This is a genomic window from Pseudomonas sp. CFSAN084952 (genome assembly GCF_009648855.1).
GTDB classification, from domain to species: Bacteria; Pseudomonadota; Gammaproteobacteria; order Pseudomonadales; family Pseudomonadaceae; genus Aquipseudomonas; species Aquipseudomonas paracarnis.
Genome location: NZ_CP045767.1, coordinates 5,290,231 through 5,316,553, shown reverse-complemented (window position 1 = coordinate 5,316,553; position 26,323 = coordinate 5,290,231). Strand labels below are relative to the sequence as shown.

General features: G+C 60.1%; 21 protein-coding genes. 7 read left to right on the top strand and 14 right to left on the bottom strand.

Translation table 11 applies throughout. From position 1 onward, the window contains the following. Positions 1 to 83: 83 nt before the first annotated feature. Positions 84 to 974 carry a 4-hydroxybenzoate octaprenyltransferase gene (gene ubiA / locus GH769_RS24305; RefSeq protein WP_014720511.1) on the bottom strand — a complete coding sequence of 297 codons (891 nt, stop codon included), beginning with the start codon at positions 972 to 974 and terminating at the stop codon, positions 84 to 86. Then, positions 974 to 1,537, bottom strand: coding sequence for a chorismate lyase (locus GH769_RS24300; protein ID WP_032901877.1), 564 nt, complete (start codon positions 1,535 to 1,537; stop codon positions 974 to 976). Before GH769_RS24300 ends, ubiA begins: the two co-directional genes overlap by 1 nt. A gap of 195 nt (positions 1,538 to 1,732) precedes the next feature. On the opposite strand from GH769_RS24300, the gene GH769_RS24295 reads away from it, so the two are divergent. The 4 genes from GH769_RS24295 to GH769_RS24280 all read left to right on the top strand — a co-directional run bounded on the left by GH769_RS24295 (position 1,733) and on the right by GH769_RS24280 (position 4,920). Then, positions 1,733 to 1,900: a rubredoxin gene (locus GH769_RS24295; protein ID WP_014720509.1), complete on the top strand. Its 168-nt coding sequence runs from the start codon at positions 1,733 to 1,735 to the stop codon at positions 1,898 to 1,900. A 36-nt stretch (positions 1,901 to 1,936) separates the two neighbouring features. Continuing rightward, a complete protein-coding gene (locus GH769_RS24290) occupies positions 1,937 to 3,085 on the top strand; it encodes an NAD(P)/FAD-dependent oxidoreductase (RefSeq protein WP_019818134.1) in 1,149 nt (382 codons plus the stop codon). Positions 3,086 to 3,275: 190 nt separating this feature from the next. Continuing rightward, complete coding sequence (locus GH769_RS24285; protein WP_003195589.1) at positions 3,276 to 3,551, top strand: HU family DNA-binding protein; 276 nt, start codon at positions 3,276 to 3,278, stop codon at positions 3,549 to 3,551. Positions 3,552 to 3,825: 274 nt separating this feature from the next. Then, positions 3,826 to 4,920, top strand: a complete 1,095-nt coding sequence (locus tag GH769_RS24280) for a type III secretion effector protein (RefSeq protein ID WP_081036796.1) — start codon at positions 3,826 to 3,828, stop codon at positions 4,918 to 4,920. 223 nt (positions 4,921 to 5,143) lie between these two features. Here the strand turns inward: GH769_RS24280 and GH769_RS24275 are convergent, their stop codons facing one another. From GH769_RS24275 to tssA, 12 genes are all read right to left on the bottom strand, one after another. Further along, positions 5,144 to 5,905, bottom strand: coding sequence for a pentapeptide repeat-containing protein (locus tag GH769_RS24275; protein ID WP_169855613.1), 762 nt, complete (start codon positions 5,903 to 5,905; stop codon positions 5,144 to 5,146). Beyond that, a complete protein-coding gene (locus tag GH769_RS24270; protein WP_032901880.1) occupies positions 5,902 to 10,284 on the bottom strand; it encodes an RHS repeat-associated core domain-containing protein in 4,383 nt (1,460 codons plus the stop codon). The genes GH769_RS24275 and GH769_RS24270 overlap by 4 nt, the downstream gene beginning before the upstream one ends. Positions 10,285 to 10,298: 14 nt before the next feature. Continuing rightward, positions 10,299 to 10,733, bottom strand: coding sequence for a DcrB-related protein (locus tag GH769_RS24265; protein WP_014720504.1), 435 nt, complete (start codon positions 10,731 to 10,733; stop codon positions 10,299 to 10,301). A gap of 15 nt (positions 10,734 to 10,748) precedes the next feature. Further along, positions 10,749 to 12,695 carry a type VI secretion system Vgr family protein gene (locus GH769_RS24260; protein ID WP_032901881.1) on the bottom strand — a complete coding sequence of 649 codons (1,947 nt, stop codon included), beginning with the start codon at positions 12,693 to 12,695 and terminating at the stop codon, positions 10,749 to 10,751. A 156-nt stretch (positions 12,696 to 12,851) separates the two neighbouring features. Next, positions 12,852 to 15,512, bottom strand: a complete 2,661-nt coding sequence (gene tssH / locus GH769_RS24255) for a type VI secretion system ATPase TssH (protein ID WP_032901883.1) — start codon at positions 15,510 to 15,512, stop codon at positions 12,852 to 12,854. Beyond that, positions 15,505 to 16,548 carry a type VI secretion system baseplate subunit TssG gene (tssG, locus tag GH769_RS24250; RefSeq protein WP_032901885.1) on the bottom strand — a complete coding sequence of 348 codons (1,044 nt, stop codon included), beginning with the start codon at positions 16,546 to 16,548 and terminating at the stop codon, positions 15,505 to 15,507. Before tssG ends, tssH begins: the two co-directional genes overlap by 8 nt. After that, on the bottom strand, positions 16,512 to 18,371 hold the full coding sequence (gene tssF / locus GH769_RS24245) for a type VI secretion system baseplate subunit TssF (RefSeq protein ID WP_032901886.1): 1,860 nt from the start codon (positions 18,369 to 18,371) through the stop codon (positions 16,512 to 16,514). The genes tssG and tssF overlap by 37 nt, the downstream gene beginning before the upstream one ends. Then, complete coding sequence (gene tssE, locus GH769_RS24240; RefSeq protein ID WP_003195563.1) at positions 18,368 to 18,883, bottom strand: type VI secretion system baseplate subunit TssE; 516 nt, start codon at positions 18,881 to 18,883, stop codon at positions 18,368 to 18,370. Before tssE ends, tssF begins: the two co-directional genes overlap by 4 nt. Before the next feature lie 72 nt (positions 18,884 to 18,955). Next, entirely contained in the window at positions 18,956 to 19,444 is a 489-nt protein-coding gene (locus GH769_RS24235; protein ID WP_003195562.1) for a type VI secretion system tube protein Hcp, read from the bottom strand. 155 nt (positions 19,445 to 19,599) lie between these two features. Beyond that, a complete protein-coding gene (gene tssC, locus GH769_RS24230) occupies positions 19,600 to 21,096 on the bottom strand; it encodes a type VI secretion system contractile sheath large subunit (RefSeq protein WP_003195559.1) in 1,497 nt (498 codons plus the stop codon). 2 nt (positions 21,097 to 21,098) lie between these two features. Continuing rightward, entirely contained in the window at positions 21,099 to 21,605 is a 507-nt protein-coding gene (gene tssB / locus GH769_RS24225) for a type VI secretion system contractile sheath small subunit (protein ID WP_003195557.1), read from the bottom strand. Between the two features lie 54 nt (positions 21,606 to 21,659). Further along, positions 21,660 to 22,679, bottom strand: a complete 1,020-nt coding sequence (gene tssA, locus GH769_RS24220) for a type VI secretion system protein TssA (RefSeq protein ID WP_019818129.1) — start codon at positions 22,677 to 22,679, stop codon at positions 21,660 to 21,662. A 393-nt stretch (positions 22,680 to 23,072) separates the two neighbouring features. On the opposite strand from tssA, the gene tagH reads away from it, so the two are divergent. Genes tagH through tssK form a run of 3 tightly spaced genes read left to right on the top strand, consistent with a single transcriptional unit; the run spans position 23,073 to position 26,321 of the window. Continuing rightward, on the top strand, positions 23,073 to 24,401 hold the full coding sequence (tagH, locus tag GH769_RS24215) for a type VI secretion system-associated FHA domain protein TagH (RefSeq protein ID WP_032901887.1): 1,329 nt from the start codon (positions 23,073 to 23,075) through the stop codon (positions 24,399 to 24,401). Between the two features lie 57 nt (positions 24,402 to 24,458). After that, a complete protein-coding gene (tssJ, locus tag GH769_RS24210) occupies positions 24,459 to 24,968 on the top strand; it encodes a type VI secretion system lipoprotein TssJ (protein ID WP_032901888.1) in 510 nt (169 codons plus the stop codon). Positions 24,969 to 24,986: 18 nt separating this feature from the next. After that, positions 24,987 to 26,321, top strand: a complete 1,335-nt coding sequence (gene tssK, locus GH769_RS24205) for a type VI secretion system baseplate subunit TssK (RefSeq protein ID WP_032901889.1) — start codon at positions 24,987 to 24,989, stop codon at positions 26,319 to 26,321. Positions 26,322 to 26,323: the final 2 nt, after the last annotated feature.

The following is a 26,323-nucleotide window of genomic DNA, read 5'->3' as shown; positions in this document are numbered from 1 at the left end:
CCCCATTTTTTGATCTGCGAATACAGTCAAAATGTGGGAGCTGGCTTGCCTGCGATGGCGTCCCAACAGCCACCACAGAATCCTCAGCGAACCGCGTAATCCACCACGATCCCGACAAAAATCGCCAACCCCGCCCAGTGATTATGCAAGAACGCCTTGAAGCACTTCATGCGGTCCCTGTCCCGTGTGTACCAGAACTCCCAGACAAAACAGCCCGCTGCCGCCAGCAACCCCAGGTGGAACCACCCGCCCAACTCGAACCGCGCGCCGGCCAGCAACAGGCATGCCAGCGCCAGGCCTTGCAGGGTGAGGATGATCACGCGGTCAGCGTCACCGAACAGAATGGCGGTGGATTTCACCCCGATCTTCAAGTCGTCATCGCGGTCGGTCATGGCGTAATAGGTGTCGTAGCCCACCGTCCACAACAGGTTGGCGATGTACAGCAGCCACGCGGTGGCAGGCAAATGGCCGGTCTCGGCGGTAAACGCCATCGGCATGCCCCAGGAAAACGCTGCGCCCAGCACCACTTGGGGGTAATAGGTGTAGCGCTTCATGAACGGGTAGCTCGCCGCCAGAGCCAGGCCGCCCAGGGAGAGCAGGATGGTGCTGGCGTTGGTCAGCAGCACCAGCAGGAAACTGATGCCCATCAGCACGGCAAAAAACACCAGCGCTTCTTTCGAACTGATCTTGCCGCTCACCAGCGGGCGTTGCTCGGTGCGTTTCACATGGCCATCGACCTTGCGGTCGGCCCAGTCGTTGATCACGCAGCCGCCGGCCCGGGTGAGCACCACGCCCAGCACGAAAATCACGATATTGATCAGCGACGGCGAACCCTTGCCGGCGATCCACAGGGCCCACAGCGTCGGCCACAGCAGCAGGTAGATGCCGATGGGCTTGTCCATGCGCGTCAACTGAATGAAATCCCAGGCCCTGGGGTTCAGGCGGTTCAAGGACTTGAGCAGACGTTGGTACATCAGCAGTTCTCCGGATGATCGTGCAACGCGCGCCAGAAACCTGGCAAAAAGACTTCCGCCACCAGCACGCTCAGCGCTCCGCGGTCGAAGCGCGAGCGGCGCGCCCACAGATTATCGGCCTGGTTCGCTGTCGGCAGCCAGGCACGAGGGTAGTGACACACTTCGATGGCCTGGCGGGTAAAGGCGCGGTCGCAGAACAGCAACTCGCCCAGCGAACGGCTGCCCAGCTCGTCCATGTGCAGGCCATCGCCCTGCAAAGCACTGCGGGCCGCCACGCTGCGGGCGAACACCCAAGGCAGGCCGTGCCCGCGCAAATACACCTCGCGTACCCAGCCGATACTGGCCGGCGGCAGGTCCAGGGCGGCGCATTCATCATCGCGCAACGGTTGCCAGCCTTCGAACAGCGGCGTCACGCTGAAAGCCTCGTTGGACAGCCACGTCAGCCGTCGCGTCAGCGAGCCTTCGTCAAATAGCCAGTTGAGGGTCAAGGGCGTGGGCAAGGGGCTCAGAAGGCTCTGGGTCAGCCATTGGCAAGCATCGGGAAGGGCGATTGAGTGCGGCACGGTGAGTCAGTATTGGCAGCAAAAGAGGCGGCGAGCTTACCATGGCACCCTGAACTTTTGCCGCGCCAAACCGGCCGTTTGCGTCGAACGTGCTTGCATCTGCCGGCCCCGATCAGTACAAAACGCCCTGAGCCGCGCGGCAACGCTGGATCCATCGACCGCCGGCCAACACGCCTGAACCTGAGGAAGCACGTAATGAAGAAGTGGCAATGTATCGTCTGTGGCCTTATTTACAACGAAGCGGACGGCTGGCCGGATGACGGTATTGCACCAGGCACTCTGTGGCAGGACGTCCCGGAAGACTGGCTGTGCCCGGACTGCGGCGTGGGTAAGTCGGACTTCGAAATGATCGAAATCGCGTAATCCCGAATTTAAGAAACGTACTACAAGGAGAAAGGAATGAACGCACCTGTCGTGATCATCGGCACAGGATTGGCCGGTTACAACGTCGCCCGGGAGTTTCGCAAGCTCGACAGCGAGACCCCATTGCTGCTGATCACTGCCGATGACGGACGCTCCTACTCCAAGCCCATGCTCTCCACCGGCTTTGGCAAGAACAAGGAAGCCGATGGCCTGAGCATGGCCGAACCCGGCGCCATGGCCGAGCAGCTCAAGGCCCAGGTGCGCACCCATACGCGTATCAGCGGCATCGACCCAGGCCACAAGCGTCTGTGGATCGGCGAGGAAGCGGTGACCTATCGCGACCTGGTCCTGGCCTGGGGCGCAGAAACCGTGCGCGTACCGGTCGAAGGCGATGCGGCTGATTTGATTTTCCCGATCAACGACCTGGAAGACTACGCACGCTTTCGTGCCGCTGCTGCTGGCAAACGGCGCGTGCTGCTGCTCGGCGCCGGCCTGATCGGCTGCGAATTTGCCAACGACCTGATCCTGGGCGGCTATGAAATCGACCTGGTCGCGCCCTGTGAGCAAGTCATGCCGACCCTGCTGCACCCGGCGGCGGCCGCCGCGGTGCAAGCCGGGCTCGAAGGCATCGGCGCGCGCTTTCACCTGGGCCCGGTGCTCAATCGCCTGCAACGCGCCGCTGATGGCCTTGAAGCGCACCTCTCGGACGGCGAAGTGATCCACTGTGACCTGGTGGTGTCCGCCATCGGCCTGCGCCCACGCGTAGACCTGGCCGCAGCCGCTGGCCTGCAAATCAACCGCGGAATCATGGTGGACCGTCACCTCAAGACCTCCCACGCTAATATCTACGCCTTGGGCGACTGCGCCGAGGTCGATGGCCTGAACCTGTTGTACGTGATGCCGCTGATGAGCTGCGCTCGCGCCCTGGCACAAACCTTGGCTGGCAATGCCACGGCGGTGAGCTATGGGCCGATGCCCATCACCGTGAAAACCCCGGTCTGCCCGCTGGTGGTATCACCTGCGCCACGAGGCACCGAAGGCGTCTGGAGCGTCGAAGGGCAGGGTGCCGACATCAAGGCCCTGTGCCGCGATGCCAGCGGCCGTCTGCTGGGTTATGCACTGACCGGCAGCGCTGTCATGGAAAAACTGGCGCTGAACAAAGAACTTCCGCCGTTACTGGCGTAAATACCACCCGTTCTGTCGCAAACATCACGTTCATACCCGTAGAAAGGCCGCCGCGAGACTGGCGCGGCGCCCGAGGGCGTGCCATCCTCACTCCCGTCTGCCGCAGAGTAGAGCCTGCGGCGCCTTGGCGCTGCTCCACCAGAGAGCAGCACGGACATAACAACAAAAAACCGTCAAAGAGGCTTCACATATGCGTAAACCAGATCTCGCAGCCGCCATCGCTGAAAAAGCCGATCTCACCAAAGAACAGGCCAACCGCGTCCTCAATGCCGTCCTCGAAGAAATCACCGGCGCCCTGCACCGCAAGGACAGCGTCACCCTGGTCGGCTTCGGCACTTTCCTGCAACGCCACCGCGGCGCCCGCACCGGCAAAAACCCGCAAACCGGTGAGCCAGTGAAAATCAAGGCGAGCAACACGGTAGCGTTCAAGCCGGGCAAGTCGCTCAAAGACAGCGTCAACCCGTAAGTTAAGCGGTACCGTCTCGAAGGGAGGCGGGGCGGTAAAGAAAATGGGCACGCCGACTGGGTCGGGTGCCCATTTTTATTGTGCGAGAGAAGCATTTTTGCCACCACAACAGACGTTGCCTCTTGCGTAGATATAAGTGAGTACAGTAGCCATTGATCGAATCGATGTTATAGAGTTTCTATATTGACTCAGTGTGGAACTACATCCAAACGACAGGACACATATAGCGCGAGACTGCAGGGAGCGCTCTCTAAACTCATTTAGAGGTGTATATATGAAAGTTCTTGATCTGCCTTTTGTTCCACCTGTCCAATTACCCCACGAGAAAAAAGTAGAAGCGAAGGCTCCGTCGGCGTCGGGTGCTGCCGGAGCAGCCACCGCTAACGTTGAGGGCGTTTCGAGTGGCGCGGACGAGCAGGTATTTAAATGCATAGCAGCGACCCCGGAGGAGATCGCTGCTAAAAAAAGGCAAATGGGTGCTGCGATTGCTAATAATTTGGGACCCGATCAATTAGACCTTCCTGCCCCCGAAGATCTTAAATTCAAACCTGGCGCTCCAGGCAAACCTCACACTCCAGGCAAACCTAGAACTGGCGGAACTAATGGTGGATCTTCCCCTGCCGTGTCCACACCTAAGCCAACTGTGAAGCCTAAGCCAACGGTAACGCCTAAGCCAACTGTGAAGCCTAAGCCAATCACACCTACTCCAACAAAACCAACGGCTGTGCCGAACACTCCGAGTGGTGTAGTGAGCACCGCGCAAAACATTGTGAGTCAGCCACAGAACTTGCCGCCGGCCCCTCCATCAGTAGCGGCCAGTGTGCGTAATGCTTTTATAACGGCCAGTGCAAACAACATAATCAGCAGCCCCTTCACTGTCGGCCAGCAATTCACGTCTAACTACTTCCAGAATAAATTTACAGCGCAAAGTCAGATGCCAGGAGCGCCAGTACAGAATGCAGATGGCACGATTGGAACCGTAGACCCTTCCGCGACGAAAGAGCAAAAAATGGAGGCTCGCCTCACCGGTGCTGAAATAAAAAATGAGGCAACGGCCAACCTGTTTATTTTTCTCAACTTAGGAGCAGAAGCAAATGCGGTGCAGCCGAGCGATCAAGCGCCTAAGGACACAGATGGGCGCCTGAAGAACCTTGAGGCGTCGATGGATGCAATCGAAGAGCAAATGCCGGAGCTCGCTAAACGTTTCAAACTTCTTTACGAACCGTACGAAGCGGCCGAATCATCAGTGGCGCCGACTGAAGAATCTCGTATGGACAATATTGAAAAACGTCAGGAACACATAAATGAAATGATCAATTTATTGAAGATTGTTCAGAATCAGAGATCGCAGAAAACACCAGGCGTGTAAGGGAGATATAGTGTTTATTTAACAAGTGGGGCAGGCAATGCGACGAGCGTTATTGGCTTAAATAACGTTGTCTCTTTTTATGGGCAAGAGCACCAATGAAGGTGACAGGTTTATCTGACTTTTGTGTCGACTTTGATCTGAGTGATCTGCCCATTTTTAGCGTCCTGTCATTAATTTTGGCTCCGATCATCAGAACTTTTAATTCAGGATTGCCCCTCTGTTTTTAAGTGCCCTGAAGAAACTCGATAAATTGTTTGGTGAATTCCGGCCCTTCGTACTCTTCAAGATTCTTGATATTGAAGAGTGCGCCTCGTTGCGTTGTGAGCTTTTGCAGACGGCGTTTCAATAACTTATTGATCGGGTTTTCTGGCTCAGAGATAATCAATGCGAGCGCTTTGCGGGCGCGAACAGACACGTCTTTGAAAAAAATGTGCTGGGGATCTGCAGGAGGAATGATCTGCTCAAGATCACAGTCTGTAAACGTTACCCAATCCAGTTTGCACAATTCAAAATCAACAAGAAGGGGGGTGTTGGGCGGTTCGGATATGAAACTTACCTCTTGTAATTTTCCCGAAAACTTGAGGTTTTTTATTTTGCTGGCATTGAACGAGTTGTCAATGATCTTGCACTGGGTAAATATGCAGTTGCTGAATTCGCAATCTTTCAAAGACGCTTCTCGAAAGTTGCACTTTATGAAAGTGCAGTTCTCGAATTTGCTGTTGCTGAAGCCTGAAGCCTGAAAGTCAACCGTCTTGAAGTGACAATGGGCTAATAAGGTCTTATTGAAAAATCTTGAACCGGAAAAATCACTTTTCTCAAAGCTGCAGCTTTCCAATATACACTGATCGAAAATCGGATCGGAGAGCTTCGCATCTTTTAATTTACAATCGATAACACGTTCTTTTTCAAAACGCGTTTTTTTAGGTAACACAAGCCCGTCTTGCTGTATGCCTGACAGTACGAATGATGGCATTTTGTCATTCACCATAATATTCCTTCATAACCATTGCCCCAGTCCCCATAACGCCGCTGATGCGTGCCTCTTTTCCAATCAGCCTTAGTCGTGAGGTCCCACCAGGTTTTAGTTTTAGTTTCATACACATCGGGAAGACGCTGCCCTGATTTCGATACCTCCAGGTGTCCCAATGATGGATCATTTTTTACTCTGGTTTTGAAGTTTGCATCAATTCTCTGCCCTACATACCTGCGATAGCGAGAACGTGCTTGTCCGAGATCGCCTCTATCATAGGCTCGTTTCACCGCTGCTCTTTGCCTCGGGGTCAATGACCTTTGGGGGTTACTGTAGACAGCCTTCTTCGCTGCATTGGCATGCGCTTGAAGCTTAGCAGTGGTTGAGCCGCACGGTGCCCATCCCAACGGATCGATCCATCCCGAGGGGTTAGGAGAATACTGATAAAGGTTAAAACCTCCTGCTAGCCCGACAGGGTCCGGCGTTGTAAAACGCCCCACGTCGGGATCATAAAACCGGAATGTATTAAAATGCAGCCCCGTCTCCCGATCCAGATACTGCCCTTGGAATCGTAGATTTTGCTCTTCAATGTAATGTGGCTCCCGCACCTCTTCCAAGGTATTGCCCCACACCTGATAAGTCGCACGCCAGGTAATTTGCCCATCGGCCTCGGTCAGTCGCTCCGGCAGTCCGTTAAGATCATTGTGGTAGTAGCGGGTTTTTTGCAGTGGGCCGATGCCGTCAATCCTGGCCAGGGGCACGTAGCTTTCACCTTCGTATAGATACAGACTGGTCTGGCTGTGTTTGAACTCCTGCAACAGACGTAAACCATCCCAGGTGAAGCTCGTCTGGCCCAACGGGCGGCCATTGTAATCATGTTCGGTTTTTTCGATCCGCCGCCCTAGGGGGTCATAGGTCATCCTGACCACGTGGCCGCTCTCATTTCGCACTTCAACCAGCCGGCTTTCCGCATCGTAGGCAAAGCGCTGCAAGCCACGAGCAGAGCTGCGTTTTTCGATCATTCTTCCTAAAGCATCATAGGCATACCGTATGTCTTGATAGACGAGCAGGCGATTATGTCGTATGAGACCACCTTGATTTGGGCGGTCCAGCAGATTGGCCGCAGCGTCATAGGCGTATGTTTCGGTCCGGCCAACTTGGTGGCTTAAAAGGATTCGGTCGGTGCTGTCGTAACCCAGATGTTCTTGATGATCATGTTGGTGGTTTATACGACGTCGCCCGATCAGGTTGTCACTGGGGTCGAAGCTATAGTCCGTCTCGACCAGGGGAGGCAACTGCCAAGGCTGGTCAATGCTGCGACGCTGTCGTGAGCGAACCCTGCCACTTCGGTCGTATGCGGTACTCGTTTTGAGTTGGCCCTGGGTACGCTGTACTTCGCGATGCAAGCGATCACGCTCAAAGTCGCTGATGACTTTTCCATCGATGTTCAACTGATGCAGGTGGCCGCTACCGTAGTACAGCCTGTTCAACCATCGACCGTCGGGCAAGCCGGTTTGAACCAGGTTTCCCAGCTCGTCGTAACGATGCTGCACAGACCCTGCCGAGCTTTGCTCCTCAAGCAGTTGCCCCAGCGCGTCATAGCTGAAACCGAGTAGCTGCTGGCGGCCATCAAGGGCGGTGAAGGTGACACCGACCAACTGGTCGTTCAGGTCGTGTTCATAGACCGTGGTGCCGTCCGCGGTGGTTTTACTGACCAGGCGGCCAACAGGATCGCGCTGAAACTGGTGCGACAACGGCGCTACCGGCTCGCCCTCTGTTCCCGGTAGATAGTCCACGGCAACAATATCGTCCAGTGAATCGTAGGTGTAGCAGCGTCGGCTTTGATCCAGATCCTGCTGCTGCACCATGCGGTCGGCTGCGTCCCACTCAAAGCGATAGCTCTCGCCATTCTCGTTGGTCAGCTTGCGGAGTCGTCCGTAGGCATCATGATCGAACATCACCGAACGGTTATGCGCATCCCGGCGTTGTTTGACCAAGCCACGAACGTCATAGTCATAGCGTGTGGTGCTGCCGGCAGGGTCAACGTGGGCAGTCAGATAACCATTTGCGCTGCGCTGGAACAGTTCGACGCGGCCATCTGGAAGCTGGCATTCCAGTAGTAGCCCCTGAGGACCGTACCGATAGCGCACCGATTCACCCTCGGCATTGGTCTGCACCACCAAATTGCCGAAGGCGTCGTACTGATAGCGAGTGGGATAACCCGAGCAGTCCACTTCTTCGACCAGTTGGCTCCATTCGTTCCAATGCAATGTTCTGGTTTTTTCGGTCGCATCGATGATGCGTACCGGCTGGCCGAAACCGTCATAGACATAGCGCGTACGGTTGCCCAGGGGGTTGATTTCCTCGATGCAGTTACCACGCTGGTCGTAGCGATAATGCCAGCTGTGGCCCGCAGTATCGGTTTCCACCTCGGGCAATGCCCAATGCGCCAGCCACTGCGTGCTGCTGGTTCTGGACAGTGGATCGATGACGGCGCTCAGGTTGCCGCACGCGTCATAGTTGAAACGCCACTGGCCGTTTTGCGGGTCAATCGCACCGAGCAGTTGGCGATCTTCGCTCCATTCAAACTGCCACGTATGGCCGAGGTTATCGATGTAGCGAGTGATCTGGAACTGCGGATTCCAATGCCGAGTGCTGACGCGCCTCAACCCGTCGGTGACGCGCGTAATGCCCGCATCCAAGTCGTAGTCGAAGGTGTATTCATCACCCGCATCTGTCCAGTGCCGACTGACGCGCCATTCCGAGCCGTCTGGGCCAGGTACTTGAGCCCATTGGTAGAAGCAGCGCATGCCACTCGGCAATCGGTGCACGGTCATGCGCCTGCCGCTGTCGTAGGCAAAGCTGCGAAGGGTCGTGCCCTGGGCGTCCAAGACTTCGGCAAGATCGCCGTTGCTGTCATAGCGATAGCTGACGAGCACGTCGCAGCGCCCATCGAAATGGTCTTGGCGCAGGTAACGGCGTTCGATATGGCTTACACGCCCAGGATGCTCTGCGGTGTAGCTTAGGTCGACGTGCATCAAGTCATGGGTGTCGCGCAGGCGGCACAGCCGTCCTTGGGCATCGTAATCAAGGAAGATCCGCCCTTCATTGCGATCACCTAGCAGTTGCAGACGCATTCGAGAGTGGTTCTGCGGGTCGAGTTCGAACAGCCGATACAGGCCGTCGGTACTCTCGATCAAGACCGCTGCGTCACCACTGCGCCTGACCGCAAGACCTTCGACTGGGTCGAATGCTCCGCCGGACGCAGGGATGTAACCGATCTCCAAGCGCCTTCCCTGTTCATCGATATAAAACAAGTTTTCGTCTTTATCGATCTCGACCGATACCTCATAGGCAACGCTCCAGCCCGCCCCAAAGAGACCGTCGGTCCGTGCGTCGAGGCTGCTGTAGAAACGCTGCCAATCGATGGGAAACAGCCCAGGAAGCACGAAATCCAGTTCATCCTCATCACCTAGAATCTTAGCGCCGGTCGCACTGTGCACGGGGTTGGGGGAGCCGTTCATGGCGCTCTTGAGCGCAGAGGTTATTTTGCTGGTGCCATAGGAGACTCCAGCCCCTACCACCACACTGCCGAACAGGCAGGGCAGTTTGCTCCAAAAGCACTTCACATTGCCGCGTAGCATCATCAAGGCAGTAATCGCCAGCCCCACCCCCGGCGTTTTCCCGCTACGAATCTCCTGCACCACAATGGTCTCACCACCAATGCGCACATCCGGCGAAATCAGGCCCTCAGCCGTCCCAATCTTGGCGTCACAGGTACTGCGATCACCGCTGCGTGCCGCAGGCTGCCCGTTGATGAACACCGAGCTGGAACCTTCGGCAATAAACTGCAGGGGCATGGGCGGATGCTTGTTGCACGCCACGGTGTCCAGCGGGCACGGCTCGGTGCCGGGGGCGGGCGAGGCGACGGTCGGGCGCCACATCTGCGAGAAAAACTCCCCGGCCATATCCAGGAAGCTCGGCGCTGCCGGCTCGCTGGGCGCGACCGGTACAGCCGTCATCTTGCCTGCGGCGCGGGCGGCCTTTTTGCCATTGATGAACACGTTGTGCGAACCGCTGGTGATGAAGGCATCGATCACCGGCGGGAACACCCAGTTGGCGGCGGACTCGCACCAACTGGATATCTTCAAGTCCGCCCCCGTGAGGCCAGCGGTAATACCGACGACCGCGCCCACCACCAACACCAGGGCTACACCGCCGGTGGCGATGGTTGCACCCGTCGCGAGGAACACCGCCCCGGCAACGGCCAGGCAGCCCACGGTGGTGAGCGCCGCATAGGCGGCCACTTCCAGCACGCCGCCGAGAATATCGGCCATCACCGAGGTGTGCAGCAGTGCGTCGCCTTCGCGGGCCGCCCAAAGATCCTCACTCATTGCTCAGACTCGACTCAGGGCGTGGCGAGGAAGTGGAGTGTGTTTTTCAGCGTTGCCCAGTGTGCCGCTTCGGCAGGGCCCAGGGGCTGGGTCTTGACGTAGCTCAGGGCAATCAGATTGCGGGTGCCAGGTATCTGCATCGCCAGCTGATACTGGTAAATGTTGTCGCTGCCTTTGTTGAAGTGGTTCTGCACTTCAAACGCATCGATGTCCTGCGCTGGGCCGACCTTGACCGCTTGTGCAGGGCTATAGCGCAGATCTTTGACCTGCTGCTCGAGTTTTTTCAGCTGGCCTTCAAAATTGCTTTGCAGGCTTTCGCCGTCCGCCAACGGGCTGCGGCTCACCACCAGGGTGGTGCCCAGCTTGGCGAACTTGAGGATATTGATGGAGGTGTCCTGTACCTCGGCGTCGGGAAGGGTGAATTGGGCTTCGTTGATCAGGTAGTTCATGGTGACAAAATCTCGTTATTGACCAGCACCGGGCTTACCGGGGAATTTTGACTCGACGGCGGACTTGATCGTGCTTTGCACGCCCTGGGCACCCGGCGAAGTGCCTTTGTCGCTGCCCAGGTTGATGTCCAGCTTGCCCTTCGTCTGGATCTTGCTGCTGCCGGTGGAAAACAGGTTGAACGAGCCACAGGTCAGGTTGATGTCGCCGCCAGCCTTGAGCTCAATCACGCTGTCGCCGCACACCAGGCGAAGACTCTCGCCGGCCTCGATGGTGTAACTCGTGGCGGCGCTGTCGGACTTGGCACCGCCCACGATCACCGTGTCGTTATTGCGCACAACCCGCAGGCGGTTACTGCCAATGGTCACCGTCTCGTTATGCCCAATACTCTTGTTGCGGTCATGCCCCACCGAGTGGCTTTCATCCACCTCCACCACGATGTCCTGGTTACGCTCGGCATGGATATACAACTGCTCCAAGCCCTTCTTGTCCTCCATGCGGATTTCATTGAAGTTGGCCGGCGTGCCGCCTTTGCTGGAGCGACTTTTCATGCCGCTCTGGGTGGCGTTCTCCGGCAAGTCGTAGGGCACCGTCTGCTCAGCGTTGTAGACCCGCCCGGTGATGATCGGTCGGTCGGGGTCGCCTTCGAGGAAGCTGACGATCACCTCTTGGCCGATGCGCGGAATCTGCATCGAGCCCCAGTTCTTGCCGGCCCAGGATTGCGACACACGAATCCAGCACGAGCTGTTCTCGTTGGATTGGTCGTGGCGGTCCCAGTAGAAATGCACCTTCACGCGGCCGTACTGGTCGGTCCAGATCTCCTCGCCCTTGGGGCCTACCACCAAGGCGGTCTGCGGGCCTTTGACGATGGGGCGGTGAGTATTGGCCAGCGGGCGGAAACTCTGTTGGGCGTCGATGCAGGTCAGGCTGCTTTCAAACTGCGCCGAGCCTGAACCGCCACCGCTTTCCAGGCTTTCTTGCACGATGAAGTAGCGGCAACCGACGATCAGGTACTCGCGGTTCTGGTCCTGGCGACTGAAACCGGTGAGGCTGAACAGATGGCCCGAGCCCAGCCCGCGCGCATTGCCGCTGAACTCAATCTGTTCATGCAGGGTTTGCAGGGCCTCGATGCGGGTGCGCGCATAGTGTTCGCCGTCGGCGCTTTGCACGTAGGTACCGGGGTAGTCGTACAGCGGGTAGTCGCCGGCGGTGTGCGGGCGCGGCATGGCCGAGCGCACGTCGATGCTCGCGCTGGGGCGCTGGAAGTCGTAGTCGTTGAGCTCCAGCGAGCCCGGCTGCACCTCCTGCGCCAGGTGCCAATTGTGCATATGGTCGCGCTCGCGCTGCTGCTCGTCCTTGGGGTAGTAGGGGATCGACGCGTAGCCGGGCACGCTGGTGTGGGCGCCATAGGCGTCGGCCAGCACCAGCACATGGCGGTCCTGTTCATGGCGGAAGAAGTAGTAGATGCCTTCCTGTTCCATCAGTCGGCTGACGAAATCGAAGCTGGTCTCGCGGTACTGCACGCAGTACTCCCACTCGCGATACGGCCGGCTGAGGGCGTCTTCAAAGTCGGAAAAACCCAGGTCACGGAACACCTGCTTGATGATCTGCGGGATGCTCAGGTTCTGGAAAATCCGGCAGTCGGAGGTCCGGCTGAGCAACCACAGCCAAGGGCGCAGGGTGACTTGGTAACTGGCGAACTGGCCTTTGTCGATGTTCTGGCTGCACCGGGCAACGATCCCGTGGAAATGCCGCTCGCCGCCGTCCGCCAGTTGCAGGCCGACGCTCATCGGTTTACCCAGCAATTGGTTCAGGTCGATGTTGGCGTCCAGGGACGTCAGTTGCAGCTCATAGTTGAACAGCCGGCCCAACTCTTCACCGCCGCCCATTTCGTTGAGCAGCAGCACATCCGGCCCGAGGGGGCTGTTGATCTTGGCCAGGCGTGAGGCTTGGTTGAATAGCATCGGTAGTCCCGTAAATACCGTCATCACTGACGGAACCGGATCAACTGTGGGAGCTGGCTTGCCTGCGATAGCGGTGGATCAGTCAACATCAATGCTGAATGTCAGACCGCTATCGCAGGCAAGCCAGCTCCCACACTGACCGTATTCCAACAATAGTTATTCGGTGTCGCTGAAGTCGTAGTGCAGTTCATTATCCCGACTACTGATCCGCACCCCCGCCAGTGCCTTGCCTTCCAACATGCGCGTGAGGAACTCGCGGCTCATGTCCGGCAGCAGGCTGTTGGTCAGGATGGTGTCGATCATGCGCCCGCCGCTTTCGGTCTCGGTGCAGCGCGAGACGATCAGGTCGACCACTGCGTCGTCATACTCGAACGCGACTTTGTGGGTGTTCTCCACACGCTTCTTGATGCGGTTCAGTTGCAGGCGCGTGATCGCTTTGAGCATCTCATCGCTCAGCGGGTAGTACGGGATGGTCACCAGGCGGCCGAGCAAGGCCGGCGGGAAAATCTCCAGCAGTGGCTGGCGCAGGGCCTTGGCGATTTCCTCGGGCTCGGGGATGTTCGCCGGGTCTTTGCACACCTGGGATATCAGCTCTGTCCCGGCATTGGTGGTCAGCAGGATCAAGGTGTTCTTGAAGTCGATCACCCGGCCCTCGCCGTCCTCCATCACGCCCTTGTCGAACACCTGGAAGAAGATCTCATGCACGTCCGGGTGAGCTTTCTCCACCTCATCGAGCAGCACCACGCTGTAGGGTTTGCGCCGTACCGCTTCGGTCAGCACACCGCCTTCGCCGTAGCCGATATAGCCCGGTGGCGCGCCCTTGAGGGTGGACACGGTGTGGGCTTCCTGGAACTCGCTCATGTTGATGGTGATGACGTTCTGCTCACCGCCATACATGGCTTCGGCCAGGGCCAGGGCGGTTTCGGTCTTGCCCACACCCGAGGTGCCGGCCAGCATGAACACGCCAATCGGCTTGCTCGGGTTGTCGAGGCCGGCGCGGGAGGTCTGGATGCGCTTGGCGATCATCTGCAGGGCATGGTCCTGGCCGATGATGCGTTTCTTCAAGTGTTGGTCGAGGTTGAGCACAGTCTCCAGCTCATTGCGCGCCATGCGGCCCACCGGGATGCCGGTCCAGTCGGCGACCACCGAGGCCACGGCCTGATAATCCACGGTCGGCAGGATCAACGGGGTTTCGCCTTGCAGGGCGGTGAGGCGCTGTTGCAGGTCGATCAGTTGCAGGCGCAACTCATCGCTGCCGCTGTCTACTACACCGGCCTTTTCGCGCAAGGTGGCACGGGTGGCGAGCAGCTCATCCACCAGGGCTTTCTCTTCGGCCCAACGGTTTTCCAGGGTCGCCAGGCGCTCGCGCTCGCTGCTCAACAAGGCTTCGCTGTTGCTTTGGCGCGTACCAATGGCAATGCCGATGGCCTGTTCGCGGGCGATGATTTGCAGCTCGGTTTCCAGGGCCTCGATACGGCGACGGCTGTCGTCCACTTCCGCGGGTACCGCGTGCAGGCTGATGGCGACGCGGGCGCAGGCGGTGTCGAGCAGGCTCACGGATTTGTCCGGCAACTGGCGCGCCGGAATGTAGCGGTGGGAGAGCTTCACTGAGGCTTCCAGAGCTTCGTCGAGGATCTGCACCTGATGGTGTTTTTCCATGGTGGAAGCCACGCCGCGCATCATCAGCAGGGCCTTGTCTTCCGACGGTTCGGCAACCTGCACCACTTGGAAGCGGCGGGTCAGGGCCGGGTCTTTCTCGATGTGCTTTTTGTACTCGGCCCAGGTGGTGGCAGCCACGGTACGCAAGGTGCCACGGGCCAGGGCAGGCTTGAGCAGGTTGGCTGCGTCACCGGTGCCGGCAGCGCCACCGGCACCCACCAGGGTATGGGCTTCGTCGATAAACAGGATGATCGGCTTGGGCGAGGCCTGCACGTCTTCGATGACCTGGCGCAGGCGCTGTTCGAACTCGCCTTTCATGCTGGCGCCGGCTTGCAGCAAGCCCACGTCGAGGCTGCGCAGCTCCACGTCTTTCAAGGCGGGCGGCACGTCACCGGCGACGATGCGCAGGGCGAAACCTTCGACCACGGCGGTCTTGCCCACCCCGGCTTCACCGGTGAGGATCGGGTTGTTCTGGCGCCGACGCATGAGGATGTCCACCAGTTGGCGAATCTCCTCGTCACGGCCCACGATGGGGTCGAGCTTGCCGCTGCGGGCCTGTTCGGTCAGGTCCACAGTGAAACGCTTGAGCGCTTCCTGCTTGCCCATCGCGCTGGGCGCCATGGCACCGCTGGCCTCGCCTGGCACACCGGCATTGAAACCGTCGCTGGCGCTCAAGGCATTTTCCGGCGAGTCACCGACGTATTCGTCAAAGCGCTCGCTCAAGGCCTCGGCCTTGATCTTGTCGAACTCGCCGGACAGGCCCAGCAGCGCATGGCGCAGGCTCGGTGTCTTCAAGATGCCCAGCACCAGATAACCGGTGCGAACCTGGCTTTCACCGAACATCAGGCTGCCATACACCCAGCCGCGTTCCACGGCTTCTTCCACATGGGAGGACAGGTCGGTGATCGACGTCGAGCCACGCGGCAGGCGATCCAGGGCTTCGGTGAGGTCGCGGGCCAGGCGCGCCGGCTCCACGTTGAACTGACGGATGATGCGGTGCAGGTCCGAGTCCTGCAGTTGCAGCAACTGGTGAAACCAGTGGGCCAGTTCCACATACGGATTGCCCCGTAATTTGCAGAACACGGTGGCGGCTTCGATGGCTTTGTAGGCCACGCTGTTGAGTTTGCCGAACAGTGCGGCGCGACTGATTTCACCCATGCTCTGGATTCCTTGAGGTGGTGGCGTGGTCGGCGTAATGCCGGGCCAGGATTAGGTCGTTGGCGTCATGCGCAGGTTGGCCGAGCCAGGTGTTGAAGCCCAGGCGGAACTGGCCGTTGAGTTGCAGCGCCGGTACTTCGGGTTGTTGCAAAACCAGGTTCAAGTCCCAGTCCAATTCATGGCCCAGGTACTCGGCCACCCACGCCACCAGCTCGTTGAACGGCTGTTGGCCGGGCAGCATGCCCATGTAGTTATCCAGCGTGAGCGGGCCCAGGCGGATGCGGAATTTGTGCTGGCGGTCCCATACGTGGCTGCCCAGGCAGAAGTCCACGCCCAACTGGTTGGCGCTGACCCCCACGCGGCTGCGTTCGGGCAGTTCCAGCCATTGGCCGACGTATTCCTCGATCTCTACCGGCAGGCCGAAGTACTCGCTGAGGATCGCTTTCAAGCCATCCGGGTAACGGGTTTGCGCCGACAGATGGCCGCTGTAATGCAGCTTCGCGGTATCGGGGATCAGCCCTTGATTGAGCAGGCTCGGCATCCCGCGGCCACTCAGGGCGGCGAGGCGGGCGGACCAGTAGTCATCGTCCGGGCGGTCATGGCTGACCGTTGGCCGCGCCTCGGCCCAGGCCCGATAGAACAGGGTCAGCAGGCGATGGTGGAATACATCCAGGAACTGCTTGCTGGTGCTGTCGGCGTTATTGCGTTGGCGCTCGCGTACGTACTCGGTGATGTGCAGCGGCAGCGGCCCGTTGGGGCCGCCGAGGCCGAAAAAGAACTGCTCCAACCGCGCCGGCTTGCCGTCGCCACCGGGGTCGACCGAGGCGAGGGTGGCGGGTGCGAAGGTGCAATCGGCCTGCTGCCCCAGGCGCAGCGGATCATCGGCCAGGCGCAGGGAATGGCCCAGGCGTGGCAGCTCGGGCGTTTCGCACTCGATGCGCCGCAATGCCTGGAAGAAGTCATATTCCCAGGGCTCCTGGTGCATCGCGTCCAGGGTTCTCACAGGGTCGGACGCCGTCCGGGCTTGGCTTTCCATCGCATGATCTCGCCGCGTTCGGTGGTACGGATCACCGTCTCGGTAAAGCTGTTGATCGACACGTAGCGTGCCAGGAAGCGCTCCAGCACTGCACCGAGCAGGAACACGCCGGTGCCGCGAAACGCGTTTTCGTCGAACTCCAAGGTGATTTCCAGGCCGCGGCCAAACACAATCGGGCCAGGCATCGGCAGGCGTCGGGTCACCGCCTTGCTGCTGACTTCGCGCAGGCCTTCGATCTGCAATTGCAGGGCGGCGTCATTGCTGTCGCCGTACAGGCGCAGCAGTTCGCGCAAGGCGCCGGCGCCCTGGCCCTGTTCGCTCAAGGAGAGGTAGTTGAGCGACAACTGGCTGATCAGGCGCCAGGCCTTGGCGTCATGTGCGTGGCTGGCACGTGGGCGGCTTGGCCCGGCGACGCATCGCACGGCCAGTACCGGCGCGCTGTCGGCCAGGGTGAAGTCGGTCTTGCCGTTGCCCACGCTCATGAACAGCGGCAGGTCCCGGTTGGTGCACAGCGCCGTCACGCCCAGTTGGCGCAGGTCATGGCGATACGGCGCCTGGCGGCTGTCCACCAGGCTGACGAAGGTTTCACTGCCCACATAAGTGGAGCGTGGGCCATTGCGGCGTTGGTCGCTGGACAGCACCCGTGGCTCGCGGCGCACGCTGTAATACGCCTGGTCGCGGCCATAGCGCGACGGATCGCGCACTGCGTAGAACGGCAAGAACGGCTGCTCCGGTCCGGTGCCATGGCCGGTAATGCCGCTCAAGGAGTGAATCTCGAAATCCATCGGCCGCGTACGGTCGGCGATCACATGGTGTTCATTGACCCGGTCGGACAAGTGGATGCGGTCCACGCGCTTGGGGAACAGGTTGATGGCGGGCGTGCAGAACGGCAAGAACTGCGCCGCGCCGACACTGCCTTCCAGGCTCGGTTCGTGGCGGTCGAACAACACGATCAGTTCCAGCTCCTGGCCGTCACACCGCTTGACCGCGCGTCTCAACTCGGCGAACTCAACGAACAGGAAGCGATGGGGCAGGGCGAAGTACTCCTGCAACAGGCGATAGCCCTGGAACGCCCGCGCCACCACCGGCATGGCCGCATCGGCATCATCGAACCCCCGCGAGCGCAACGCGCCCTGGGGCAGGCGCTCGACCCAATCGCCACCGGGCTGGCGCGCAAACACCGCGCAGGCATTGCCCAGCAGTTGTTCGTAGAGGCGAAACGGTTGTTCATCAGCGCCGCTCAGGTACAGCGGCAAGGTATCCAGGTCGAGGCTGTTGAACGGCAGCTCGGCACCGGTGCGCAGGGTCAGGCGCAGGCCGGCCTTGGCTTTCGGTTCGCTGGCGGCCAGGCGTCCGAGCACGGCGGCGGGGTTGCCGAAATATTCGGCGTTGCTGATCTGCAACGGCCACAGCGTCACCGGGTGCGCGGTGCGGTACTCGCAGCAGGTCTGGGTTTCACGGCCCAGGGCGGCACGCAGCACCGTGTCCCGGGGCAGCGGGAAACCGCCGGCCAGGGAGCCTTCATCGGGGTCGGTCTGCAATTGCACTACGGTCATCGACGGCGTCGGTGCCAAGTAGTGCGGGTAGGCGATTTCCAGCAAGTTGTGGGTGAAGGTCGGGTACTCGGCGTCGAGCTTGAGCTGCACGCGGGCCGTGAGATAGGCGAAGCCTTCAAGCAAACGTTCGACGTACGGGTCGGCGCAGTCCATGCCGGACAGGGTCAGCCGACTGGCGATCTTCGGGTATTCCTTGGCGAACTCGGCGGCGCTTTCGCGCACGTGGTGCAATTCCTGGTTGTACAGCTCCAGCAGGCGCGGGTTCATGGGCGTCTCCGCTGGTCGGCATTGAGCACGCGCACATGGCCGGACTCCAGGTCCACGTCGGTCTGCAACAGCAAACGTAACGGCACCGGCTGTGCCCACAGGTCGCCTTCAATCTCGAAACTCAGGGCGTTGTGATTCATCTCGCCATGGCCCATGCGCGCCTTGACCCGCAATGTGTGGCGCAAAATACGCGGCTCGAAAGTGGCGATGGCCTGGTAAATCAAGGCTTCCAGGGCTTTGATATCGACGCTCGACGCGCTGTTGCCCGCCAGTGCTGGCAGGCCGTAATTGACCACCGAAGTGCCGGCCGGGGTGTGCAGCGTGGCATCGGTATCGAGTAACGAGGTGGTGTTAAGCAACCACGCCAGGTCACGCAGCACCGAGGCCTTCAATTGGGTCAGGGACAGCACGCGTTTGTCGGCGCTTTCCTTGGGGTTGGTCGGGTCGTCGTCGGTCAACCGGTCCAGCAGGGACGGTTGCAGACGGTCGCGGGAAGCGATTTCAGTTACCACCAAAGCAGCTCCACGGACGGGTTGCGAGAGGGACACAATGGCCGTGGCACCGGGCCACGGCCACAAGGGCTATCAGCGTTTGGTGTTGGAGCGAATGTTCCAGCCAAACTTGATGGCGCCGCCGTCTTTGGTGCCGTCGGCTTTCTGCGGCTGGTAGTCGACCATCACTTGGGCGAAGTTCAGGGTGACGTTTTCGGTCAGGCGATCATCGCTGCCCGAACCGCCGGTGCTCAAGGAGGTGACCAGCACTTCTTCCAGGTTGATCACCATGTACTCGACCTGGCTCTCGCCACCGGCCTTGCGCACGGTCAGCTTGACCTTGTCGATGTGCTTGCCGCTGGCGCAGTGCATCATCAGGTTGGGCGAAGCCTTGTCGACGTACTTGGTCAGCGACAGGTCCTGGATATTCACCTTGCCCGCGCCACCGCCACCGCCGACGTGCATGTTGCCGGACTGGGACATGCCCCAGCTCCAGTTCAACACATCGATTTCGTCCTTGTGGGCCTTGTCCATGGACTCGCCCTTGATGTCGCCGATCTTGATGAAAATATCAACAGCCATGTTTTCTCCCTGTGTGGCCCATGCCACTTGATTGGGTGATCGTTCCCACGCTCTGCGTGGTAACGCATCCTGTGACGCTACGCGTCACCGGGACGCAGAGCGTCCCGGGCGGCATTCCCACGCGGAGCGTGGGAACGAGCTAGCTCAATCGTTACTTATGCGCTTTTTGCCGAAGGCAGTTTCGATACCAGGCGCAACGACACCGTCAGCCCTTCAAGCTGATAGTGCGGGCGCAGGTAGAACTTGGAGTTGTAATACCCCGGGTTGCCTTCGACTTCTTCCACGATCACTTCGGCCGCCGCCAACGGGTGCTGGGCCTTGGTGGTTTCGGTGGAGTGCGCCGGGTCGCCGTCGACGTAGTTGAGGATCCAGTCCTGCAACCAGCGCTGCATTTCGTCCTTCTCTTTGAAGGAGCCGACCTTGTCGCGCACGATGCATTTCAAGTAGTGGGCGAAACGGCAGGTGGCGAACAGGTACGGCAGGCGTGCGGCCAGGTTGGCGTTGGCGGTGGCGTCCGGGTCGTCGTATTCGGCAGGCTTTTGCAGCGACTGGGCGCCAATGAACGCGGCGAAGTCGGTATTTTTCTTGTGCAGCAGCGGCATGAAACCGTTCTTCGCCAGTTCCGCTTCACGGCGGTCACTGATGGCGATTTCGGTCGGGCACTTCATGTCCACGCCACCGTCATCGGTAGGGAACGTGTGGGCCGGCAGGTTTTCCACTTCACCACCAGACTCGATGCCGCGGATGCGCGAGCACCAGCCGTAGTGCTTGAACGAACGGTTGATGTTCACTGCCATGGCGTAGGCGGCGTTCGCCCAGGTGTACTTGGAGCTGTCGGCGCCGTCGGTGTTTTCTTCGAAGGCGAAGGCTTCTACCGGGTCGGTCTTGGCGCCGTACGGCAGGCGTGCCAGGAAGCGCGGCATGGTCAGGCCGATGTAGCGCGAATCTTCCGATTCACGCAGCGAGCGCCAGCCGGCGTATTCCGGGGTGGTGAAGATCTTGGTCAGGTCGCGTGGGTTCGACAGTTCCTGCCACGAACCCATGCCCATCACGGTCGGCGAGGCCGCAGCGATGAAAGGCGAGTGCATGGCGGCGCAGACTTTTGACAGCTCGCCCAGCAGTTCCACGTCGGGCGGCGACTGGTCGAAGTAGTAGTCACCCACCAGGCAGCCGTAAGGTTCGCCACCGAACTGGCCGTATTCTTCTTCGTACATCTTCTTGAAGATCGGGCTCTGGTCCCACGCGGTGCCCTTGAATTTCTTCAGGGTCTTGTGCAGGTCTGGCTTGGAGATGTTGAGCACGCGAATCTTCAGTTGCTCATCGCTCTCGGTGTTATTGACCAGGTAATGCAGGCCACGCCAGGCGCTTTCCAGTTGTTGGAAATCCTGGTGGTGGATGATCTGGTTGACCTGGGCGGTGAGCTTGGCGTCGATGGCGGCGATGATCGATTCGATCGACTTGATCGCGTCGTTGGACACCAGGTCGGTTTGCGCCAGGGCCTGTTCAGCCAGGGTGCGCACCGCGGTTTCAACGGCTTCGCGGGCACGCTCGGTCTTGGGTTTGAATTCTTGCAGCAGCAGGTTCGCGAACTCGCTGGCTTCTTCGGTGGTACCCAGGATCTGGCTGCCTTCGCGGGCGGTATTGTCCGTCATGATTACTGCTCCCCTGCAGGCTTGGGCGCGCTGGCAAGTGCCTGAAGCAATGCCGGGTCCTTGATCGCCTTCATGATGATTTCTTCAGCGCCAGTCTTGCCGTCCATGTAGGTCAGCAGGTTGGCCAATTGGGTGCGGGCTTCGAGCAGCTGATTCAGGGAGTCGACCTTGCGGGCCACGGCGGCCGGGCTGAAGTCGTCCATGCTTTCGAAGGTGATGTCCAGGCTCAGGTTGCCTTCGCCTGTCAGCTCATTGGGTACGTGGAACGCGACGCGTGGCTGCATGGCCTTGAGGCGTGAGTCGAAGTTGTCGACGTCCACCTCAAGGAACTTGCGGTCGGCCACGGGGGCCAGCGGCTCGGCAGGCTTGCCGGCGAGGTCGGCCATCACGCCCATCACGAAGGGCAGCTGGACCTTTTTCTCGGCGCCGTAAAGCTCGACGTCGTACTCGATCTGCACTCGAGGCGCACGGTTGCGCGCGATGAATTTCTGAGAACTTTGCTTCGCCACGTTGCTGCTCCTGGTCGCTTGAGCGACGGTGTTGTTACTGCACGGTCCGGCGGCTTACTCGCTTTCGGGGCCGCGCAGGTTTTCAAATTGGGACATGCCATCGGGAATCAGATTGCGCACGATGGCCGCAAAGTCGGCATGTACCAGATTCTTGGCTCGGTTCAACAGCACCGGCAGCGGGCTCGAAGGCTCGTGGCGGGTGTAGTACGCAAGGATCTTGTCGAGGCTGCGCAGCACATCGTCGCGGGTGGCGATGTCGCCAGAAGGGCGAGGAGCTGCGGGCGCGGCGGCGTTATCGACCGAGGGGGCATTGTCTTCACTGACGGCCTCGGGATCGCTGCTGCTGTCGGTGCCTGGCACCGCTTGGTTGAGTAGTTGCAGGGCCTGTTTGAGCGGCTGCTTCAAGGCGCTGAGGTCCACGCCCTGGGCGGAACCGACTTGGTCATTGACCTGTTGCTCAATGGCCTCGCACGCCGCACGCGCCGCGCTCAAGGCGTCACGGGTGGCTTGCAGTTGTTCGGGGTCGCTGTCCAGGAACGCGGCGTTGAGTTGCTGGTTGCCCAACTGCTCATCGGCAAAACTCTGCAGGCCGCTGGCGTTGAGCGCTGCGCGCAGGGTCACGGGCCCGAAGGTGCGCGAGCGCGTCAGGATGCTTTCGCGCAGCAGACGAATATTGGTCTCGCAGGTCAGGCCGGTAAGGGCGTTGATGCGCACGGTGGGGTCGTTGTCATCGTCGGCATCCAGGCGCGGGTGCAGATCGGCCCAGTATTGGCGCAGCAAGGCGTCGATCAGCGTGAGGACTTCGGCCAGCCCGGCCACACCCTGGAGGGCGAGGGTGCTTTGCAGCAGAAAGTGGGTGATGCGCAGGTCTTTGCTGCGCTGCAACAGGTCGAGGCTTTGCTGCTGGATGCTGCGCCACTCGGGCGGCTCAGCGGGCAGGATCGAGTCGCCCATGCTGCGTTCGGGTTGGCCCTTGGCATCACGTTCCAATTGCAGAAATTGCGCGTCATATTCCATGTCCTCGCCACAGGGCGACGTCGCGGAAACGGCGGTGAGCAGCAACGGCACATCCACTGAATTCGATCTCCTTATCGGCCCGCTGGGTGGCGGGCAACGCATGCATTAGTTGCGTAATGAACTTTGCATGTTTTCCTGGTCATATACTCAGCGTGCCACTACTGCGCCATCACTGATGTTCAAGAAGTTGTGCATTTTTGGTGTAGTACTTATGGCTTGTCAAGGTAAGCTATTCGCCCTCTGTGACAGATGTGCGGTGTTTAACAACCTGCGCGACTGGCGAGTCGAAAGGCGCGCCCAGAGCGGTTTTTTGTCATGGAAGCCAGTTAAGATCAGCGATCATGCTGGTAAAAGCAGATTTTGGCGGTCGTTTGTACGACAGGACGGGACTCTCCAGGGCGGTGCTGCCTCCTGGGTAGACTGCGCGCGATGTATCAGCAAGGAGGCAAGATGTCGCTGTGTTTGACTATCACTAGTTATCACAAGATCACACCTGGGCAATGCCCCGAAAAGTCCATGGATCAGGGCGTGATGGCTATTGGCCGCAGTTCTGACAATGACTGGGTATTGCCCGACCCTGAGCGTCTCGTCTCTTCGCAACATTGCGTTATTCAATACAAAGATGGCCGTTATTATTTGACCGATAACAGCACCAATGGTGTGGAGTTGGTCAAGGCGGGTATTCGTATGCGTCGGGGTAACAGCGAGCCGTTGCAAGATGGCGAGTTGATCCGCATCGGCGATTACGAAATCCAGGCGCGTATCGACTTCAACGTGCAGGCCATCGACAGCCAGCCATTTGCCGGCGACTCACCCAATAGCTTTGAAGCGCTGATGGGCGCCGTGGCGAGCCAACCTGCGCCCACGCCGATGATCGCGCCGCAGTTCCAGGGCGCCTCGGCCATGGAAACTTTGCCAGACCTGTTCGACTTCCTCAGCCCCACCGCCGTGCCGCCGCCCACCGTGGCGGACCATGTGCCGTCCGAGCAACACGATTTTCGCCCCCCGGCCCCAGTGGCCGTACCGGCGCCCGAAAAGCCATTGGTGCAAGGCTCGGTGATTCCCGAAGACTGGGACCTGTTCGGCGACGCGCCCGCGCCCGTGGTCAATGCTGCGCCCGCCCCAGACTCGATCATCCCGCCGCCACCTGTGGTCGAGCCTGTTGCGCTCCCCGTGGCCAATGCCGAGCCACAACCGGACCTCCTGCAAGCCTTTCTGCGCGGTGCGGGCCTGGACCAGTTGCGCCTGGACAAAGCCGACGCTTGCGCGCAGATGGAAAGCATCGGCCGCAGCTACCGGCTGATGGTCGAGGGCCTGATCGACGTACTGCGCGCCCGTGCCAGCCTCAAGGGCGAGTTTCGCATGCAGCAGACGATGATCCGCCCCGCCGAAAACAACCCGTTGAAATTCGCCCCGAATGCCGATGAAGCGTTACTGCTGTTGCTGCGTCATGGCAACCAGGCGTTTATGGCGCCGGACCTCGCCGTACGTGACAGTTTCGACGACCTGCGCGCCCACCAGTTGGCCGTGATGGCTGGCGTGGAAGCGGCGATCAAACACCTGCTCACGCGCTTTGAACCGGCGCAATTGGAGGAGCGCATGGGCAAACCCGGCGGCCTCTCGAGTCTGTTCAACGGTTCGCGCCAGGCCCAGTACTGGCAGCAGTTCACCGAGCTCTACAGCAACATTTCCCGCGAGGCCCAGGACGATTTCCAGGACCTGTTCGGTCGCGAATTCAGCCGGGCCTACGAAGAACACAGTGCACGACAGCGACGCTGAAAACGCCTCGCACCAATGGATAAAACGGATAGCTAAATACGTCATTGAGGACGCAGGATGATTCCCAGGTTTTTACTCGCAGCCGCCACCGCGCTGCTGCTGACGGCGTGTGCCAACGACACTGCCAAACCCCAGGCGGCTGCCGCGGCCGAAGCTGACACGGCCGCCGTTGAGCTGCATTTTCATGCGATTGCCGGGCTTAACCCCGGTGCCAACGGCCAGGCCGCGCCAGTGCGGGTGCGCATTTTCGAATTGAAAAACGCCGCGACCTTTTCACGCTCCGATTACTTCGCCCTGGCGGACCGTGCGCAATCGACCCTCGGCCTCGACCTGCTGGACCAGGACGAAGTGATGGTGCAGCCCGGCCAACAACTGAGCCTGCAGCGCGATCTCGACCCGTCCACGCGCCAGATCGGCTTGCTGGTGGGCTACCGCGAGTTGGACCGTGCGCAATGGCGCACGGTCATCAACGTGCCGCCGCGCCAATACAGCGAATACCAGATCAGCCTCGACGTGCATGCCGTGCGCGCCGACGTCGTGGCTTCCCCATCCAGCCCAGCCCAATAACAAGCAATCGGAGCCCCCATGTCCTGGAACAATCGCGTGGTCTGGTCGGAAGGCATGTTCATCGGAACGCAGCACTTCCAGCAGCATGACCGTTACCTGGAAAACCTGATCGATGCCCGCAGCCGTCCGTTGTCAGCGGGTGCCTGGGGGTTCTCCGAACTGCTGATCGACCAGGGCCTGCTGGCCCAGGGCAAGCTGGCGATTGTGTCGGCCCGCGGCCTGCTGCCCGATGGCACGCCGTTCAATATTCCCCAGGACGACCTGGCGCCGAGCCCGTTGAACATCGACGACAACCTGCGCGACGGCCTGGTGTACCTGGCCCTGCCGCTCAAGCGCGCCGGCGCCCGTGACACGGTGGACGAGGGTGAAGCCCTGGAAGCGGCGCGCTACGTGAGCCAGGTGCGTGAAGTGCGCGACGACAACGCCCCGTTCGAAAACCGTGCACCGGTGGCGGTGGGGTCGCGGGCATTGCGCCTGCTGACGGCGCAGGACGGCATCAGCGACTACGCCGCCATCGGCCTGGTACGCATCAAGGAAAAGCGTGCCGACCGTGCGTTGGTGCTCGATGACACTTACGTCCCGCCCGTGCTGGACGTGGCCGCAAGCAAGCCGCTGACGGCCTTTCGCAGCGAACTGCTGGGCCTGTTGCACCAGCGTGGCGAAGCCCTGGCCGGCCGCGTGGTGGCCTCGGGTGCCGGGGGTGCCTCTGAGATCGCCGACTTCATGCTGTTGCAACTGGTCAACCGCGCCCAGCCGCTGATCCAGCACTTCAGCCAGTTGAGCCCGTTGCACCCGGAGCGCTTCTTCAGCGAACTGGTCAGCCTGGCCGGTGAGTTTTCCACCTTCTCAACCTCCAGCCGTCGCCCCCAGGAATACCCGCAGTACCAGCACGACGACCTGGCCCTGAGCTTCATGCCGGTGATGGCGGCCCTGCGTGAAGCGCTGTCGATGCTCATCGACAGCAAGGCCACGCCGATCCCCATTGTGGAGAAAGCCTACGGCATCCATGTGGCGATGTTGGCCGACAAGACCCTGCTCGACAACGCCAGTTTCATCCTCGTGGTACGCGCCGATGTGCCCGGCGAAACCCTGCGTGCGCGTTTCGGCCAGCAGAGCAAGGTCGGCTCGGTGGAGCACATCCGCGACATGGTCAACCTGCAACTTCCGGGCATCGGCCTGCTGCCGTTGCCGGTGGCGCCACGCCAGTTGCCTTACCACGCTGGCAGCACCTACTACGAGCTGGACCGTGGCAGCGAGCACTGGCAGCAGCTGAATAATTCCGGCGGTTTCGCCTTCCATATCGCCGGGCAGTTCCCGGGCTTGAACCTGGCCTTCTGGGCGATCCGAGGATAATT

What these genes read in the sequence shown, in the direction of transcription:
- tssG (WP_032901885.1), bottom strand. Translation starts at nt 16,548, where the DNA reads ATGGAAAGCCAAGCCCGGACGGCGTCCGACCCTGTGAGAACCCTGGAC.
- GH769_RS24260 (WP_032901881.1), bottom strand. Translation starts at nt 12,695, where the DNA reads ATGCTATTCAACCAAGCCTCACGCCTGGCCAAGATCAACAGCCCCCTC.
- tssC (WP_003195559.1), bottom strand. Translation starts at nt 21,096, where the DNA reads ATGACGGACAATACCGCCCGCGAAGGCAGCCAGATCCTGGGTACCACC.
- GH769_RS24265 (WP_014720504.1), bottom strand. Translation starts at nt 10,733, where the DNA reads ATGAACTACCTGATCAACGAAGCCCAATTCACCCTTCCCGACGCCGAG.
- GH769_RS24270 (WP_032901880.1), bottom strand. Translation starts at nt 10,284, where the DNA reads ATGAGTGAGGATCTTTGGGCGGCCCGCGAAGGCGACGCACTGCTGCAC.
- GH769_RS24295 (WP_014720509.1), top strand. Translation starts at nt 1,733, where the DNA reads ATGAAGAAGTGGCAATGTATCGTCTGTGGCCTTATTTACAACGAAGCG.
- tagH (WP_032901887.1), top strand. Translation starts at nt 23,073, where the DNA reads ATGTCGCTGTGTTTGACTATCACTAGTTATCACAAGATCACACCTGGG.
- GH769_RS24290 (WP_019818134.1), top strand. Translation starts at nt 1,937, where the DNA reads ATGAACGCACCTGTCGTGATCATCGGCACAGGATTGGCCGGTTACAAC.
- tssJ (WP_032901888.1), top strand. Translation starts at nt 24,459, where the DNA reads ATGATTCCCAGGTTTTTACTCGCAGCCGCCACCGCGCTGCTGCTGACG.
- ubiA (WP_014720511.1), bottom strand. Translation starts at nt 974, where the DNA reads ATGTACCAACGTCTGCTCAAGTCCTTGAACCGCCTGAACCCCAGGGCC.
- tssK (WP_032901889.1), top strand. Translation starts at nt 24,987, where the DNA reads ATGTCCTGGAACAATCGCGTGGTCTGGTCGGAAGGCATGTTCATCGGA.
- GH769_RS24285 (WP_003195589.1), top strand. Translation starts at nt 3,276, where the DNA reads ATGCGTAAACCAGATCTCGCAGCCGCCATCGCTGAAAAAGCCGATCTC.
- tssH (WP_032901883.1), bottom strand. Translation starts at nt 15,512, where the DNA reads ATGGGTGAAATCAGTCGCGCCGCACTGTTCGGCAAACTCAACAGCGTG.
- GH769_RS24280 (WP_081036796.1), top strand. Translation starts at nt 3,826, where the DNA reads ATGAAAGTTCTTGATCTGCCTTTTGTTCCACCTGTCCAATTACCCCAC.
- tssF (WP_032901886.1), bottom strand. Translation starts at nt 18,371, where the DNA reads ATGAACCCGCGCCTGCTGGAGCTGTACAACCAGGAATTGCACCACGTG.
- GH769_RS24235 (WP_003195562.1), bottom strand. Translation starts at nt 19,444, where the DNA reads ATGGCTGTTGATATTTTCATCAAGATCGGCGACATCAAGGGCGAGTCC.